The sequence below is a fragment of the Streptococcus sp. V728 genome, assembly GCF_052077995.1.
Taxonomy (GTDB): Bacteria; Bacillota; Bacilli; order Lactobacillales; family Streptococcaceae; genus Streptococcus; species Streptococcus infantis_B.
Genome location: NZ_JBQJJH010000003.1, coordinates 143,566 through 159,758 on the forward strand (window position 1 = coordinate 143,566; position 16,193 = coordinate 159,758).

General features: G+C 36.4%; 14 protein-coding genes and 2 tRNA genes. 12 read left to right on the plus strand and 4 right to left on the minus strand.

Translation table 11 applies throughout. The features are described 5' to 3' along the window. Positions 1 to 37: 37 nt before the first annotated feature. Together ACTO1Y_RS06395 and ACTO1Y_RS06400 are read left to right on the plus strand one after the other, a co-directional pair. Positions 38 to 109 (plus strand) — tRNA-Glu (locus tag ACTO1Y_RS06395). Between the two features lie 5 nt (positions 110 to 114). Next, a tRNA-Asn gene (locus tag ACTO1Y_RS06400) sits at positions 115 to 188 on the plus strand. 39 nt (positions 189 to 227) lie between these two features. On the opposite strand, the gene ACTO1Y_RS06405 is transcribed toward ACTO1Y_RS06400, so the two are convergent. Beyond that, positions 228 to 770, minus strand: a complete 543-nt coding sequence (locus ACTO1Y_RS06405) for a TetR/AcrR family transcriptional regulator (protein ID WP_303943431.1) — start codon at positions 768 to 770, stop codon at positions 228 to 230. Positions 771 to 898: 128 nt separating this feature from the next. Between ACTO1Y_RS06405 and ACTO1Y_RS06410 the strand changes: the two genes are divergently transcribed. Continuing rightward, positions 899 to 3,541 (plus strand): YhgE/Pip family protein, encoded by a 2,643-nt coding sequence (locus ACTO1Y_RS06410; RefSeq protein ID WP_441348689.1) that lies wholly within the window; start codon positions 899 to 901, stop codon positions 3,539 to 3,541. 90 nt (positions 3,542 to 3,631) lie between these two features. On the opposite strand, the gene ACTO1Y_RS06415 is transcribed toward ACTO1Y_RS06410, so the two are convergent. Next, a complete protein-coding gene (locus ACTO1Y_RS06415) occupies positions 3,632 to 5,254 on the minus strand; it encodes an ATP-binding cassette domain-containing protein (RefSeq protein ID WP_441348690.1) in 1,623 nt (540 codons plus the stop codon). A 205-nt stretch (positions 5,255 to 5,459) separates the two neighbouring features. On the opposite strand from ACTO1Y_RS06415, the gene trpS reads away from it, so the two are divergent. After that, on the plus strand, positions 5,460 to 6,485 hold the full coding sequence (gene trpS / locus ACTO1Y_RS06420) for a tryptophan--tRNA ligase (protein ID WP_441348691.1): 1,026 nt from the start codon (positions 5,460 to 5,462) through the stop codon (positions 6,483 to 6,485). 162 nt (positions 6,486 to 6,647) lie between these two features. After that, positions 6,648 to 8,126: an IMP dehydrogenase gene (gene guaB, locus ACTO1Y_RS06425; RefSeq protein ID WP_441348692.1), complete on the plus strand. Its 1,479-nt coding sequence runs from the start codon at positions 6,648 to 6,650 to the stop codon at positions 8,124 to 8,126. Positions 8,127 to 8,181: 55 nt separating this feature from the next. Here the strand turns inward: guaB and recF are convergent, their stop codons facing one another. Continuing rightward, positions 8,182 to 9,273, minus strand: a complete 1,092-nt coding sequence (recF, locus tag ACTO1Y_RS06430) for a DNA replication/repair protein RecF (protein ID WP_441348693.1) — start codon at positions 9,271 to 9,273, stop codon at positions 8,182 to 8,184. Between the two features lie 2 nt (positions 9,274 to 9,275). Further along, positions 9,276 to 9,644: a S4 domain-containing protein YaaA gene (gene yaaA, locus ACTO1Y_RS06435; RefSeq protein WP_235083580.1), complete on the minus strand. Its 369-nt coding sequence runs from the start codon at positions 9,642 to 9,644 to the stop codon at positions 9,276 to 9,278. Between the two features lie 159 nt (positions 9,645 to 9,803). Here yaaA and yfmF point away from each other — a divergent pair, with 159 nt between their 5' ends. Genes yfmF through ACTO1Y_RS06470 form a run of 7 tightly spaced genes read left to right on the plus strand, consistent with a single transcriptional unit; the run spans position 9,804 to position 16,191 of the window. Further along, a complete protein-coding gene (yfmF, locus tag ACTO1Y_RS06440; RefSeq protein ID WP_441348694.1) occupies positions 9,804 to 11,054 on the plus strand; it encodes an EF-P 5-aminopentanol modification-associated protein YfmF in 1,251 nt (416 codons plus the stop codon). Then, positions 11,051 to 12,331, plus strand: coding sequence for an EF-P 5-aminopentanol modification-associated protein YfmH (gene yfmH / locus ACTO1Y_RS06445; RefSeq protein ID WP_441348695.1), 1,281 nt, complete (start codon positions 11,051 to 11,053; stop codon positions 12,329 to 12,331). The genes yfmF and yfmH overlap by 4 nt, the downstream gene beginning before the upstream one ends. Positions 12,332 to 12,371: 40 nt before the next feature. Continuing rightward, positions 12,372 to 13,199: a cytoskeleton protein RodZ gene (rodZ, locus tag ACTO1Y_RS06450; protein WP_235083578.1), complete on the plus strand. Its 828-nt coding sequence runs from the start codon at positions 12,372 to 12,374 to the stop codon at positions 13,197 to 13,199. A gap of 11 nt (positions 13,200 to 13,210) precedes the next feature. After that, a complete protein-coding gene (gene pgsA, locus ACTO1Y_RS06455) occupies positions 13,211 to 13,750 on the plus strand; it encodes a CDP-diacylglycerol--glycerol-3-phosphate 3-phosphatidyltransferase (RefSeq protein ID WP_006150908.1) in 540 nt (179 codons plus the stop codon). Positions 13,751 to 13,752: 2 nt separating this feature from the next. Then, on the plus strand, positions 13,753 to 14,580 hold the full coding sequence (locus ACTO1Y_RS06460) for an energy-coupling factor ABC transporter ATP-binding protein (RefSeq protein ID WP_235083577.1): 828 nt from the start codon (positions 13,753 to 13,755) through the stop codon (positions 14,578 to 14,580). Beyond that, on the plus strand, positions 14,565 to 15,404 hold the full coding sequence (locus tag ACTO1Y_RS06465; RefSeq protein WP_441348696.1) for an energy-coupling factor transporter ATPase: 840 nt from the start codon (positions 14,565 to 14,567) through the stop codon (positions 15,402 to 15,404). The genes ACTO1Y_RS06460 and ACTO1Y_RS06465 overlap by 16 nt, the downstream gene beginning before the upstream one ends. Continuing rightward, the gene (locus tag ACTO1Y_RS06470) at positions 15,397 to 16,191 is read left to right on the plus strand and encodes an energy-coupling factor transporter transmembrane component T family protein (RefSeq protein WP_441348697.1); all 795 of its coding nucleotides are present in this window, start codon (positions 15,397 to 15,399) and stop codon (positions 16,189 to 16,191) included. The genes ACTO1Y_RS06465 and ACTO1Y_RS06470 overlap by 8 nt, the downstream gene beginning before the upstream one ends. Positions 16,192 to 16,193: the final 2 nt, after the last annotated feature.

Sequence of the window (16,193 nt, forward strand, 5' to 3'; positions counted from 1 at the left end):
GAAATTGATATAATGGTTATATCTGCTACAGATAGATGGTCCGTTGGTCAAGGGGTTAAGACACCGCCTTTTCACGGCGGTAACACGGGTTCGAATCCCGTACGGACTATATTATCCGCCATAGCTCAGTTGGTAGTAGCGCATGACTGTTAATCATGATGTCGTAGGTTCGAGTCCTACTGGCGGAGTCAAACAAAAAAGAACACCAATGGTGTTCTTTTTTGTTTTTAATTTGAATCTCCTAACATTTTCATTAGAAAGTCTGTCATTTCTTGCGGACTTTCTTTTTTTCCATGTGCAATCCAAGTCTGGCAAACACCAAATAGTGCATTGGTTAGATAGATGCTACTATATTCTAACTCAATGTCGTTTAAATTTAATTGCATAAAGCGTTTCTGGAGGTCAGTGCTAAGCATGATATGAAGTTTATTTCTTAGGAAGTTTTGTATTTCTTTTGTACCATTTTCAGATAAAAGAGCAGCTAGCAATGGTTCAGACTCCAGATACTCAAATACTTCTAAAATAGCGTCTTTTTTATGATGGGCGTGTTTTTGGAAAATGTACTCAAAGGTATGAAAAAGTTTGCTTTGGTAGTGCTCAATCATATCATACTTATCTTTGTAATGTGTATAAAAGCTAGAGCGACTAATTCCGGCTTTCTCAGCTAGCTTAACAGTAGAAATTTGATCAAATGGTTGTTCCATTAATAATTGAACCATAGCATTCTCGATAATACGTTTTGTTTTTAAGCGTTTGTTACTCTCTGTCATAGTTCCTCCTTGTGAACAAAAATAGACGTAATGTCTAAAAAATAAGTTTTTACCTTGTAATTTTGATTTTTTAATGTATAATCTATTATATCAAAATTTAGACAATATGTGTAAAAAAAGGAGACAATATGTTTAAAGAATGGAAAGCAATTTTTAAAAAACCAACCTTTATCATTGTAATGATAGGGATTTCTCTTATTCCAGCTTTATACAATATCATATTTTTATCATCCATGTGGGACCCATATGGTCAATTATCAGAGTTGCCTGTAGCGGTTGTAAATAATGATAAGGAAGCGACTTACAATGGAAATACAATGGCTATCGGAAAAGACATGGTGTCTAATTTAGAAAATAATAAATCCTTGGATTTTCATTTTGTAAATGAGGAAGAAGGAAAAAAAGGACTAGAGAATGGCGATTACTATATGGTAGTGACTTTGCCAAGTGATTTGTCTGAAAAGGCTGCTTCTATTTTAACAGATCACCCAGAACAAATGAACATTGACTATCAAACTTCTAGTGGGCATAGCTTCATTGCAAGTAAGATGAGTGATTCTGCTATGACACAGTTAAAACAAAATGTTTCTGCCAGTGTAACTGAGACTTACACGAAAGCTTTATTTCAAAAGATGGGTGATTTAAAATCCGGTTTAACGAAGGCAGCCGATGGAAGTGAACAATTGGCTAACGGGGCCAGTCAGTTAGCTGTAGGAAGTCAGACATTGACTACTAACCTACACTCTTTAGCAGATTCAAGTTTAACATTTTCAAATGGAACGGAGCAGTTTACTAAAGGATTATCCTCTTATGTTTCTGGTGTTGAACAACTTCATCTTGGCTTAGGGACTTTTAATAGTGGTTTAGTTACATATACTGGTGCAGTAAGTAAATTAGATAGCGGATTAGGTCAATTAGCTTCTAAAAGTCCTGAATTAGTAGGAGGAATCAATCAATTATATACTGGTGTAGAGGCCTATACTGGCGGTGTTTCTCAGCTCAATACTGGTCTTAATCAATTTTCATCTGGTGTTAGTGCCTATACAAATGGAGTGGGAAATCTTGCAACAGGTGCAAATCAGTTATCTAGTCAATCAGCTACACTTCGAATGGGTGTGGAGCAATTAAGTGAAGGGATTCAACAACTTTCTAGCAAGTTAGATACTTCGTCTGAGCAAAAAGATCAAATTAATCAATTATCTTCTGGTCTAAATCAGTTAAATCAAGCCATTCAAAATATTGATGTTGGAGATACAAAACAATTATCTTCTGTTTTATCAAGTATAGTTTCTCTTTCTAATCAAATGCTAGCAAGTGCTCAGTCTGAAAAAGCAACTACATTAGCCAATATTCAATCGACAGCAGCTTATCAATCATTGACAAGTGAGCAACAAGCTGAGATAAGCGCTTCTGTATCTCAAAATTCGACTGATAGTATTCAATCGGCTCAGTCAATTATAGCTTTAGTACAAGGTTTACAGGGAAGTTTAGAAAACTTACAAAATCAATCTTCAAATCTTTCGACATTACAAAATCAAGCCAATCAAGTATTACCGCTTGCTTCTACTTCTTTGACAGGATTGTCAAGTGGATTAACAGAAATGCAGGGAGCAGTGACGAGTAAATTAGTTCCTGCTAGTCAGTCGATTGCATCAGGTGTAAATGCATATACTGCAGGTGTTGATAAAATTTCTCAGGGCGCAAGTCAACTAAGTGAAAAAAATTCCACCTTGACAGGTAGTTTGGATCAACTAGTTTCAGGCTCAACTACCTTGACACAAAAATCTTCTAGCTTGACAGCGGGAGTTGGTCAATTAGTTGAAAAAACTCCAGAATTAGTATCTGGTATTGAAAAATTATCAACTGGCTCTAACCAATTGAATCAAAAGAGTCAAGAATTAATGGCAGGAGTTGATAAATTACAATCAGGATCTGGTCAATTAGCAGACAAATCCAGTCAGTTACTTTCAGGTGCTTCTCAATTAGAGAATGGAGCTAATAAATTGGCAGATGGATCTGGGAAACTTGCAGAAGGTGGAACAAAGTTAACTGCTGGTATTGAAAGTTTACAAATAGGAACTACTGACCTAGGACAAGGATTAAGTAACGCAAGCAATCAATTAAAATCAGCATCAACAGAGTCAAAAAATGCAGAAACATTAGCGGAACCCTTAAGTCTTTCAAAGACAGATAATGATCAGGTTCCTGTAAATGGGATTGCAATGGCTCCTTACATGATATCAGTTGCACTTTTTGTTGCTGCATTATCAACAAATATGATTTTTGCTAAATTACCTTCAGGTCGTCATCCTGAAACTCGCTGGGCTTGGTTCAAATCTCGCTTTGAGATAAATGGAGTTATAGCTGTTTTAGCCGCTGTCTTAGTCTATGGTGGCGTTCATCTTATTGGTTTAACTGCAAATCATGAAATGAGAACTTTATTCTTAATTATTATCGCAAGTTTAACATTTATGTCTATGGTGACGGCATTAACAACATGGAATAGTCGATTAGGTGCTTTCTTCTCACTTATTTTGCTATTATTGCAATTAGCATCAAGTGCAGGAACTTATCCACTTGCTTTGACAAATGATTTCTTTAGAGCTGTTAATCCTTGGTTGCCAATGAGTTATTCAGTTTCAGGATTGAGACAAACGATTTCTATGACAGGGAATATTCATAGTCAGATAATTTTCCTTCTCGTAACTTTAGTTCTATTCATAGGATTAGGTATGCTAGCTTATCAACCTAAAAAAATGGACGAAGATTAATAAAGTTTCACGTGAAACAATGAATGATTTACAAGTAATTAATAAAAAAACTCAGTTGGTTTAACCAACTGAGTTTTTTTAAAGTTATACTTAATCTTTCCAAAGTTCTTTGACTTTTGCTTGAACTTCTTCATTTTCAAGGAATTCATCGTAGGTTTCATCGATACGGTCGATGACGCCATTTTTAGACAAGACAATAATATGATTAGCCAAAGTTTGAATAAACTCATGGTCGTGACTGGCAAAGATGATAGATTCTTTGAAGTTTTTCAATCCATCGTTCAGACTTGAGATAGATTCTAAATCTAAGTGGTTAGTAGGATCATCAAGTACAAGGACATTTGATTTCAAAAGCATGAGTTTTGAAAGCATCACGCGCACCTTTTCCCCCCCTGACAAGACGTTTACAGGCTTGTTAACCTCGTCTCCAGAAAAGAGCATGCGTCCGAGGAATCCACGAAGGAAGGTATTGTCATCTTCTTCTTTACTTGCAAATTGACGGAGCCAGTCAAGAATCGACTCGCCACCTGCAAAATCAGCAGAATTGTCTTTTGGTAAGTAAGAGCGACTAGTTGTAACTCCCCACTTGACAGTTCCTTCATAGTCGATATCACCCATAATCGCACGAATCAAGGCAGTTGTTTGGATGTCGTTTTGCCCAATAAGAGCTGTCTTATCACCTGGACGCAAGATGAAGCTGATGTTGTCAAGAATAGTTTCACCATCAATCTTGACAGATAGATTTTCGACTGTCAATAGATCATTACCAATTTCTCGTTCAGCTTTAAAGTTGATAAATGGATATTTACGGCTAGAAGGTACAATTTCTTCAAGTTCAATCTTGTCAAGCATTTTCTTACGTGAAGTTGCTTGTCTTGATTTAGAAGCATTGGCAGAGAATCGAGCAACGAATTCTTGAAGTTGTTTGATCTTTTCTTCTGCTTTTGCATTACGGTCAGCTTGTAATTTAGCAGCTAGTTCAGAGGATTCTTTCCAGAAATCGTAGTTACCTACGTAGAGTTTGATTTTTCCAAAGTCAAGGTCGGCCATGTGTGTACATACTTTGTTCAAGAAGTGACGGTCATGAGATACGACAATAACGGTGTTATCAAAGTCAATTAAGAAATCTTCTAACCAAGCAATAGATTGGATATCAAGACCGTTGGTAGGCTCATCCAAAAGAAGGACATCTGGTTTACCAAATAGAGCTTTAGCAAGGAGTACTTTCACTTTGTCACCATTTGCAAGTTCACTCATATTTTGATAATGAAGTTCTTCTGGGATATTCAAATTTTGTAAAAGTTGTGAAGCTTCACTCTCAGCTTCCCAACCACCTAGTTCAGCAAATTCTCCTTCAAGTTCAGCAGCACGAACGCCATCTTCATCTGAAAAATCTTCCTTCATATAAATGGCGTCTTTTTCTTTCATGATGTTGTAAAGTTTTTCATTTCCCATGATGACAACATCAATAACACGTTCGTCCTCATAGTCAAAGTGATTTTGACGAAGAACTGAAAGACGTTCGTCTGGTCCTAGAGAGACATGACCAGTTGTTGGTTCAATATCACCAGCTAAAATTTTCAAAAAGGTTGATTTTCCGGCACCATTAGCACCAATCAAACCATAGGTGTTTCCTTCTGTAAATTTAATGTTGACATCATCAAAAAGTTTGCGATCACTAAAACGTAGTGAAACATCAGATACTGTTAGCAATGTTTTTCTCCTATTATATGTAATACTCTAATTCTACTAGAAAATTAGTAAATATTCAAATTTTTATTTGTCAATTTTTTGTAAAGTAAGTTGACAGTTTCTTTACGGATATATGGCTAGAAAACTATTGTTTGATTGAAAAAATTATCTGTCTTTTTATCAAAAAAATGCTATAATTGAAAGGACCATATCAAAGGAGAATATTATGAGTAAACCCATTATTTTAACAGGAGATCGTCCAACGGGGAAATTACATATTGGGCACTACGTTGGTAGCTTGAAAAATCGTGTCTTACTACAAGAAGAAAATAAATATGACATGTTTGTTTTTTTAGCTGACCAGCAAGCCTTAACTGACCATGCAAAAGATCCTCAAACAATTGTAGAATCAATTGGGAATGTTGCCTTGGACTATCTTGCAGTGGGATTAGATCCTAATAAATCAACAATTTTTATTCAAAGTCAGATTCCAGAATTGGCAGAGCTATCTATGTATTACATGAACCTAGTTTCATTAGCTCGTTTGGAACGAAATCCAACTGTAAAAACAGAAATTTCACAGAAAGGTTTTGGAGAAAGCATTCCAACTGGATTCTTGGTGTATCCTATTTCACAAGCAGCGGATATTACAGCCTTTAAAGCAAACTTGGTTCCAGTAGGGAATGATCAAAAACCGATGATTGAACAAACACGTGAAATTGTACGTTCTTTCAATCATGCCTATAACTGTGATGTTTTAGTAGAACCAGAAGGAATTTACCCTGAGCATGAAGGTGCAGGACGTCTACCAGGACTTGATGGAAATGCGAAAATGTCGAAATCACTCAATAATGGTATTTACCTAGCAGACGATGCTGATACTTTACGAAAAAAAGTGATGAGTATGTATACAGATCCAGATCACATTCGTGTCGAGGATCCAGGTAAGATTGAAGGAAATATGGTTTTCCATTATTTAGATGTATTTGGACGTCCAGAGGATGCTCAAGAAATTGCTGAAATGAAAGAACACTACCAACGTGGGGGTCTTGGGGACGTTAAGACTAAGCGTTACCTCCTTGAAATTTTGGAAAGAGAGCTTGCTCCTATTCGCGAACGACGCCTTGAATATGCCAAAGACATGGGTGAGGTTTATAATATGCTTCAAAAAGGTAGTGAAAAAGCTCGTGAAGTTGCTGGTCAGACCTTATCAGAAGTAAAAGCTGCAATGGGTCTTAATTACTTTCATTAATAGATAAAATATGAACTATAAAACTATTTCTTCTTTAAAATAAGAGGGATAGTTTTTTTATATGTTCTCTTATAAATTTAATTGACAAATTTTCATAGAATGGTATGATAGATACAATACAAAAAGCGTTAAGCTCAAAAAGAAAGAAAAGAGGGAACTTCAATGTCTAATTGGGACACTAAATTTTTGAAAAAAGGTTTTACCTTTGATGATGTATTGCTTATTCCGGCAGAGAGTCATGTGTTGCCTAATGATGCGGATTTAACTACAAAATTGGCAGATAATTTGACTTTAAATATCCCAATTATTACCGCTGCGATGGACACTGTAACAGAGAGCCAAATGGCGATTGCTATTGCGCGTGCAGGTGGACTTGGAGTTATCCATAAAAATATGTCTATTGAGCAACAGGCAGATGAAGTTCGTAAGGTAAAACGTTCTGAAAATGGTGTTATCATTGATCCATTCTTCTTGACTCCAGAACATACCATTGCTGAAGCAGATGAACTCATGGGTCGTTACCGTATCAGTGGTGTTCCAGTAGTTGAAACACTTGAAAATCGTAAATTGGTTGGTATTTTAACAAACCGAGACCTTCGTTTTATTTCAGATTACAATCAACCAATCTCAAACCATATGACCAGCGAAAACCTCGTTACTGCTCCTGTTGGAACAGATCTTGAAACAGCTGAAAGTATTCTTCAAGAACACCGTATTGAAAAACTTCCTTTGGTTGACGAAGATGGTCGTCTTTCTGGTTTGATTACTATTAAAGATATTGAAAAAGTAATTGAGTTTCCAAACGCAGCTAAAGATGAATTTGGTCGTCTCCTTGTTGCGGGTGCTGTAGGGGTTACTTCAGATACATTTGAACGTGCAGAAGCACTTTTTGAAGCAGGTGCGGATGCCATTGTTATCGATACTGCTCACGGTCACTCAGCAGGTGTTCTTCGCAAAATCGCTGAGATTCGTGCTCACTTCCCAGATCGTACACTAATTGCTGGGAATATTGCGACGGCTGAAGGTGCACGTGCCCTTTATGATGCGGGTGTTGACGTTGTTAAAGTTGGTATTGGACCAGGTTCAATCTGTACAACTCGAGTAATCGCAGGTGTTGGAGTTCCTCAAGTTACAGCTATTTACGATGCTGCAGCAGTGGCGCGTGAATATGGCAAAACAATCATTGCTGATGGTGGAATCAAGTATTCTGGAGATATTGTTAAGGCTCTTGCTGCTGGTGGAAATGCAGTAATGCTTGGATCAATGTTTGCAGGAACAGATGAAGCTCCAGGGGAAACTGAAATCTTCCAAGGACGTAAGTTCAAGACTTATCGTGGTATGGGTTCAATTGCCGCAATGAAGAAAGGTTCAAGCGACCGTTACTTCCAAGGTTCTGTTAATGAAGCAAACAAACTCGTTCCAGAAGGAATTGAAGGACGTGTTGCTTATAAAGGAGCAGCAGCTGATATCGTCTTCCAAATGGTTGGTGGTATTCGTTCTGGTATGGGTTATTGTGGTGCAGCTAACCTTAAAGAATTGCATGACAATGCTCAATTTATCGAAATGTCTGGTGCTGGTCTAAAAGAAAGCCATCCACATGATGTGCAAATCACTAATGAAGCACCAAATTACTCAATGTAAACAAAAAATCTCCTGTTAAACAGGAGATTTTTTTGTTTTGACAAAACTGTAAACTTCAATTTACAACTATTTGACCGTTGTTTACTGTAAATACACTGAGAGTATCAGGTAAGTTTTGAAGATGGTCTAAACTAGTAGTTGTAATAAAGGTTTGGATGTTATGAGAAATCGTTTCTAACAATTTAAGTTGACGGGTATTGTCAAGCTCACTCATAACATCATCAAGTAAAAGAATTGGAGATTCTTTAGTAATGCTCTCCATCAATTCGATTTCAGCAAGTTTTATAGAAAGAACTAGACTACGATGCTGTCCTTGACTACCAAAATTTGCGTCTATTCCATTGATTAAGAAAGTCATATCATCCCGATGAGGTCCAACTCCCGTATTCTTCTTAAATAAATCTCTGGATCTACTTTTTTGAAGTGCTATACGGAAAGAATCAGATAAAAGTTCTTTGTCAACGAAGTTTACAGAAGGTTGATAACAAATTGACAGCTCTTCTAACTGGTCTGAGATATCAAAGTGTTTCCTCTTTCCAAAGAGTTCCATTTTTTGTATGAAGTCATCCCTATGAATCATTACACGACATCCGTACTCTACAAGTTGGTCATCAAGGACAGATAAAAAAGTGTCATCAATATTTTGTGTAGATTTTAGATAGCTATTTCTCTGTTTAAGGATGTGGTTATAACTTGACAGGTCTGACAAGTAAATTGGTTTGATTTGGCCTAACTCCATGTCAATGAATTTACGACGAATGGCCGGAGCACCTTTGACAAGTTGTAAATCTTCTGGAGCAAATAAGACAACGTTCATATGTCCGATATAATCAGAAAGACGAGCTTGCTTTAAATGGTTTACTTTTGTAATTCGACCTTTTTGTGTGAGGTCTATTTCAAGTGGTATAGTTGCCGTTTTTTTCTGCAAGATTCCAGAGACTTGTAGTTGCTCTTCTTCAAATTGAATTAAATTTTTGTCGGTCTTTGTTCTGTGACTTCTTGTTAGAGCTAAAAAATAAATACTTTCAAGAAGATTTGTTTTTCCTTGAGCATTCCGGCCAACAAATACGTTTAATTTTGGGTTAAAATCAATTTCTGTATTACGATAGTTACGAAATTGTTTAATGCATAAGTTTTTCAGCCACATATTTACCTACCTGGGAAACGTGGTGCACTTTTTACTTTTGGTGGCTGGTTCTTTTTGTCTGGCTTTTTTTGAACCTTTTTATTCATTTCTTTAACAAGTTTAGCTACACGCTCTTTCTCGATTTTATCTTGTTTAAATTCCTCAAGTTCTTCAGGATTTGGTTGAACTAGAATAATTTGAGTTTTTAAATCAGGGATTTCAATAGAATCTCCGACTCTAATTTTTTTGCCTCGACGATTTTCTAATTCTCCATTAAAATATACAAGATGGTCCGCTAAAAAAGATTTAATAGCACCTCCACTTTGGATGATTCCAAGATCTTTCAAAAGAGCTTGGAGAGTAATAAATTCTTCAAATAATTTGTATTCCATAGTTCACCTCAATCTTTGGTATTATACCATATTTTGCTTAAAATAGTGGAGAAGAAACCCGTTGAGTAAAAACGATTTTAATTTCAAAAAAGTCAAAGAGAACAAGAAAAATTTTCATTTTCATGGTATAATAGAACTCTATGTAAAAGGAGGTAAAAGATGGAGCTATTCCCAGGAATTGCAGTGCATTTTATCCAATCTAAAAAGTTTAAGACAAATAAAATAACCATGCGTTTCACAGCTCCATTATCTCTGGATTTAATCTCTGGTCGCATGCTAAGTGCCAGTATGCTTGAAACTGCTAATAAAGGCTATCCAACTGCCCAGGTTCTTAGAAAACATCTGGCAGCATTGTATGGAGCAGATTTGTCAACTCATGTATATCGAAGAGGTCAAAGTCATTTAGTAGACGTGAGTTTGACATATGTTCGAGATGAATTTTTAAGTAAGAAAAACGTATTGACTGCGCAGATTTTAGAATTATTGCATCAAGTTTTATTTAATCCTTTGTTGGATGAGGATGGATTTGATAAAAATACTTTTGAAATTGAGAAAAAACAATTGTTAGCTAGACTGGAATCAGAATTAGAAGATCCTTTCTTCTTTGCACATAAAGAATTAGACCAGTTGTTTTTCCAAGATGAATCAATGCAGTTAGTTCCTAAAGATTTGATTGCCAGAATTTCCGAAGAGACTTCTAAATCTTGCTATTCAAGTTTTCAAAAAATGCTGAAAGAAGATAGGATTGATTTATTCTTTTTAGGAGCCTTTAATGAAATTGAAGTTCTAGAAAACCTGAAGAAATATAAGTTGACAGGTCGTAAAGAAACTGTAAACATTCAATATCGGCAAGAGTATTCAAATGTTCTTAGAGAAGGAATTATCAGGAGAAACCTAGGTCAGTCCATTTTAGAGATGGGTTACCATAGCACGATTGGTTATGGGGATGATCAAAAAATGGCTTTACTTCTTGTAAATGGTCTACTTGGGGCTTTTCCACATTCTAAACTGTTTACTCAAGTAAGGGAAAAGGAAAGCTTGGCTTATACAGTATCTAGTCATTTAGATCTTTTTAGTGGTTTTTTGCGACTCTTTGCTGGTATTAACCATCAAGACCGAAATCGAGTGCGGAAACTGATGAATGATCAATTATTCGATATCAAAAATGGTCGATTTGCAGATGCTGAAATCAATCAGACTAAGGAAATGATTCGCAGAAATATGTTGTTAAGTCAAGATAATCAAGACTCGATTATAGATAGAGAATACTTAACTATCTTTTTTGGTAAGTCAGTTTTAGACCTAGAGACTTTGATAGAAAAACTAGAACAAGTTGACAAGGATGCGATTTGTAAAGCTGCATCTAGTCTAAAATTGCAGGCAATCTATTTTACGGAAGGAGCAGAATGACTAGAGTTACTTTTCAAGAGAAATTTTATCCTGCTGTAAAGGAAACTCTTTATCAAGCAACATTAAAAAACGGCTTGACAGTTACTTTACTTCCGAAAAATGACTTTAACGAAGTTTACGGGGTAGCCACTGTCCAAGTTGGTTCAGTTGATACAAAGTTTACAGCTAGAAATGGTAAAAAGGAAGAATATCCTAGTGGGATTGCTCATTTTTTAGAACATAAACTTTTTGAAAGAGAAAATTCTGAAGATATCATGGCTGCATTTACCAAATTAGGTGCAGATAGTAACGCCTTTACAAGCTTTACAAATACAAGTTATCTTTTTTCAACCTCTGACAATGTCGCTGAGTGTTTAGACTTGCTTGACGAGCTTGTTACTTGCTTTAACGTTACTGAAGAATCTATTGAACGAGAAAAGGACATCATTCAACAAGAGCGCGAAATGTATCAGGATGATCCTGATTCTTGCTTGTTCTTTAAAACTCTTGCAAATCTTTATCCAGAAAGTCCTTTAGCTTCGGATATTGTTGGTACTGAAAATTCGATAGAAGATATTCGTTTAGAGGATTTACGAGATAATTTTGATGAATTTTACACACCTGTCAATAGCCATATTTTTCTCGTTGGAAATTTTGATTTAGAGTTGATACAGAATTATTTCTTGCAAAAGGATGTTGGAGTTTGTATAGTTCAAAATCCACGAGAAACAATTGCTTTACACCCTGTAAAGAAGGTTGAGAGTATTCGTATGGATGTGGCTTCTCCTAAATTAGCTATTGGAGTTCGAACAAATGCTGAGATGGAGAGTAAAGACTGCTATCGATACGGTGTTTTGTTGAAGGCCTTGTTTTCGATGATGTTTGGATGGACCTCAAAAAGATTTCAAAGTTTGTATGAAACTGGGAAACTAGATTCTTCATTATCTATGGAGGTTGAAATCAATCATCGTTTTAATTTTTTGATGCTGACAATGGATACAAAAGAACCTGTTGCCATTTCACACCAATTTCGAAAGGCAATAAAAAATTTTGTAACTGATCCGGATGTGTCAGAGGAGCATCTTGATTTAATAAAAAGTGAAATTTATGGAGAGTTTATCCATAATCTGAATTCTTTAGAATTTATTGCGACTCAATATCAGTCGAACGTTGATGAATCAACCTTGTTTGATTTGCCAAAGATTATACAGGAAATGACCTTAGAAGATGTTCTTGAGGTAGGTCATCATTTTATTGATAATAGTGAAATGGTTGAGTTTACGATTTTTCCGCTATAATAATTGAAAAAAATGAGACTAGAAAGAAGGAATGATAAGTATGAGAAAAAAAACAATCGGTGAAGTATTACGTTTAGCAAGAGTAAACCAGGGGTTGAGTTTAGAGGAGTTGCAGCGCAAGACAGATATTCAACTGGATATGCTAGAAGCTTTAGAGTCAGATGATTTTGATAAATTACCTAGTCCCTTTTATGTTCGCTCTTTTTTGAGAAAGTATGCTTGGGCAGTTGAATTGGATGAAAGTATAGTTCTAGATGCTTATGATTCAGGTAGTATGATTACCTATGAAGAAGTTGATGTTGATGAGATAGAATTATCAGGTCGTAGACGTTCTAATCGAAAGAAACGTTCCCTGCTTCCACTTTTTTACTTCGTCTTATTCTCCTTATCAATTTTAGTATTCGTAACCTATTATGTTTGGAATTATATTCAAACACAACCAACAGAAACAACTTCAGCTAACTATAATGTTGTAACTACTACTACAAATGCAACAACTAGTGAAACAACAACTAGCAACCAAACCACTAGTCCATCAAGTTCGAGTGAAGCATCAACTGTGACTGTTTCAGGTCAGGGAGATGTGATATCAGTAGAGTATAAAACTTCTAAAGATACTGCTGAACTTCAATTATCTGTGACGGATGCAACAAGTTGGATAAGTGTATCAGATACGGATCTAGCTGGAGGAACTACTCTCGAGCCAAATAACAAAACAGCTAAAACAACAATTTCTAAAGGCTCTCCGGTAACAATCACATTAGGCGTTGTAAAAGGCGTTAAAATTAAAATTGATAATCAAGAAATTGACACTGCAAAATTAACTGGTCAAACTGGTTGGATTAGACTAACAGTGAGTTCAAACTAAGGAAGGATAATATGAAAAAAGAAAATATTCCTAACATACTTACGCTTGGTAGAATTTTATTTATTCCGATTTTTGTTCTCCTTCTATCATTTGGCCCATCTCCTGTGTTACATAAAATAGCAGCAATTATTTTTGCCATTGCAAGTATCACTGACTATTTAGACGGTTATTTAGCTAGAAAGTGGCAAGTAGTTAGCAATTTTGGGAAATTTGCTGATCCAATGGCGGATAAGCTATTGGTAATGTCGGCCTTTATTATGCTAGTTGGCCTCGATATGGCTCCTGCTTGGGTGGTGGCTGTTATCATTTGTCGTGAACTTGCAGTTACTGGTTTGCGCTTGCTTTTAGTTGAAACCGGAGGTACTGTTTTAGCTGCAGCAATGCCAGGAAAAATCAAGACATTTAGTCAGATGTTCGCGATTATCTTCTTGTTATTCCATTGGAATTTGCTCGGTCAGATAACTCTTTATATTGCCTTGTTCTTCACAGTTTATTCTGGTTATGATTACTTCAAGGGAAGCGCATATTTATTTAAAGGAACCTTTCGCTAGATATGGAATCGATTATTGAAATTAAGGATCTGTCATTTCGATACCAGGCAGATCAAGAACATTATGATGTTCATAACATTTCGTTTCACGTGAAACGTGGAGAATGGTTGTCAATCGTTGGTCACAACGGGAGTGGGAAATCAACGACAGTTCGCTTGATTGATGGCTTACTCGAGGCTGAATCTGGAGAAATTTGGATAGATGGTGATTGCCTAACACCAGAAAATGTCTGGGAGAAAAGACGTAAGATTGGTATGGTGTTTCAAAATCCCGATAATCAGTTCGTAGGAGCAACTGTTGAAGATGACGTAGCTTTTGGCCTAGAAAACCAAGGGATTCCACTTGAAGAGATGAAGAAACGAGTCTCTGAAGCACTGTCATTAGTTGGGATGGCGGAATTTACAAAAAAAGAACCAGCTCGCTTGTCTGGAGGTCAGAAACAGAGAGTGGCAATTGCAGGAGTTGTAGCTCTGCGACCAGATATTTTAATCTTGGATGAGGCTACAAGTATGTTGGATCCAGAAGGGCGACTAGAGTTGATTAAGATAGTCCAGAAGATTCGCCAAGACCACCAGATGACAGTTATCTCTATTACGCATGATTTAGATGAGGTTGCTATGAGTGACCGTGTTTTAGTAATGAAAAAAGGGAAAGTCGAGTCAACAAGCACTCCTAGAGAATTATTTTCTAGGTCAGATTTAGATCAAATTGGTTTAGATCAACCCTTTGTCAACCAATTGAAAGAATCATTACGTACTAGTGGTTTGAATTTGCCAGAGTTCTATCTTACAGAAGAGGAACTTGAGGAGGCTTTATGGGAATTATTCTAGACAATGTTAGTTATACGTATCAAGAAGGAACGCCGTTTGCCTCAGTTGCCTTGTCTGATGTCAGTTTGACAATAGAGGATGGCTCTTATACTGCGATTATTGGGCATACAGGAAGCGGAAAGTCTACAATCCTTCAACTTTTGAATGGTTTGCTAGTTCCTACAGAGGGAAGTGTTCGTGTCTTTGATACATTGATTACATCAACATCAGTCAATAAGCAAATTCGTCAAATTCGCAAACAAGTAGGCTTGGTTTTTCAGTTTGCTGAAAATCAAATTTTTGAGGAAACAGTCTTAAAAGATGTAGCATTTGGACCTCAAAATTTTGGAGTTTCTGTAGAAGAGGCAGAAGCTATCGCGCGTGAAAAACTAGCTTTAGTGGGAATTGACGAGTCACTTTTTGAACGTAGTCCATTTGAACTTTCAGGAGGACAAATGAGAAGGGTTGCTATTGCTGGGATTTTAGCAATGGAACCTAAAATCTTGGTTTTAGATGAGCCAACCGCGGGCTTGGATCCAATTGGCCGAAAAGAGTTGATGACCTTGTTTAAAAAGCTTCATCAAGATGGTATCACGATTGTTTTGGTGACTCACCTTATGGATGATGTAGCAGAATTTGCTGACCAAGTTTACGTAATGGAAAAAGGGAAATTAGTTAAGAGTGGGAAACCAAGTCTTGTCTTTCAAAATGTCGAATTTATGGAAAAAATCCAATTGGGTGTTCCAAAAATTACAAGATTTGCTCAAAGACTAGCTAACAGAGGAGTTTCTTTTAAACAATTGCCGATAACGATAGAGGAGTTTAAGGAGTTCATCAATGGATAATATGATTTTAGGTCGTTACATACCAGGAAATTCGATTGTTCATCGTCTGGATCCTCGTAGTAAGTTAGTGGCAATGATTTTATTAATTCTGATTGTTTTTTGGGCCAATAATCCAATAACAAACTTGATCCTTTTCGTTGCAACAGGTATATTTGTAGCTTTATCAGAGGTTCCCTTATCCTTTTTCATAAAAGGTTTGCGGTCTATGTTTTTTCTAATTGCTTTTACAACCCTTTTTCAACTGTTCTTTATCTCAGGTGGAGATGTCTTGTTCGAGATGGGATTTATAAAAATCACGAGTCATGGTATTGAACAGGCAGGGATCATTTTTTGTCGCTTTGTGTTGATTATCTTTTTCTCAACCTTGCTTACTTTGACGACCATGCCACTAAGTTTGGCAACAGCAGTTGAATCCTTGCTTGGACCTTTGAAAAGATTCAAGGTTCCTGTTCATGAAATTGGGCTTATGTTGTCTATGAGTTTGCGCTTTGTACCAACCTTGATGGATGATACGATTCGCATTATGAATGCTCAAAAGGCGCGTGGTGTTGATTTTGGAGAAGGGAATGTAATCCAAAAAGTCAAGGCTATGATACCTATTTTGATACCTTTGTTCGCTACCAGTTTGAAAAGAGCGGATTCTCTTGCTACAGCTATGGAAGCTAGAGGGTATCAAGGCGGAAATGGACGTAGTCAGTATCGACAGTTGAAATGGATGAATAAAGATAGTGTAGCTCTATTACTTATTTGTGTCTTGGGCGGTATTCTATTTTTGTTAAAATCCTAGAG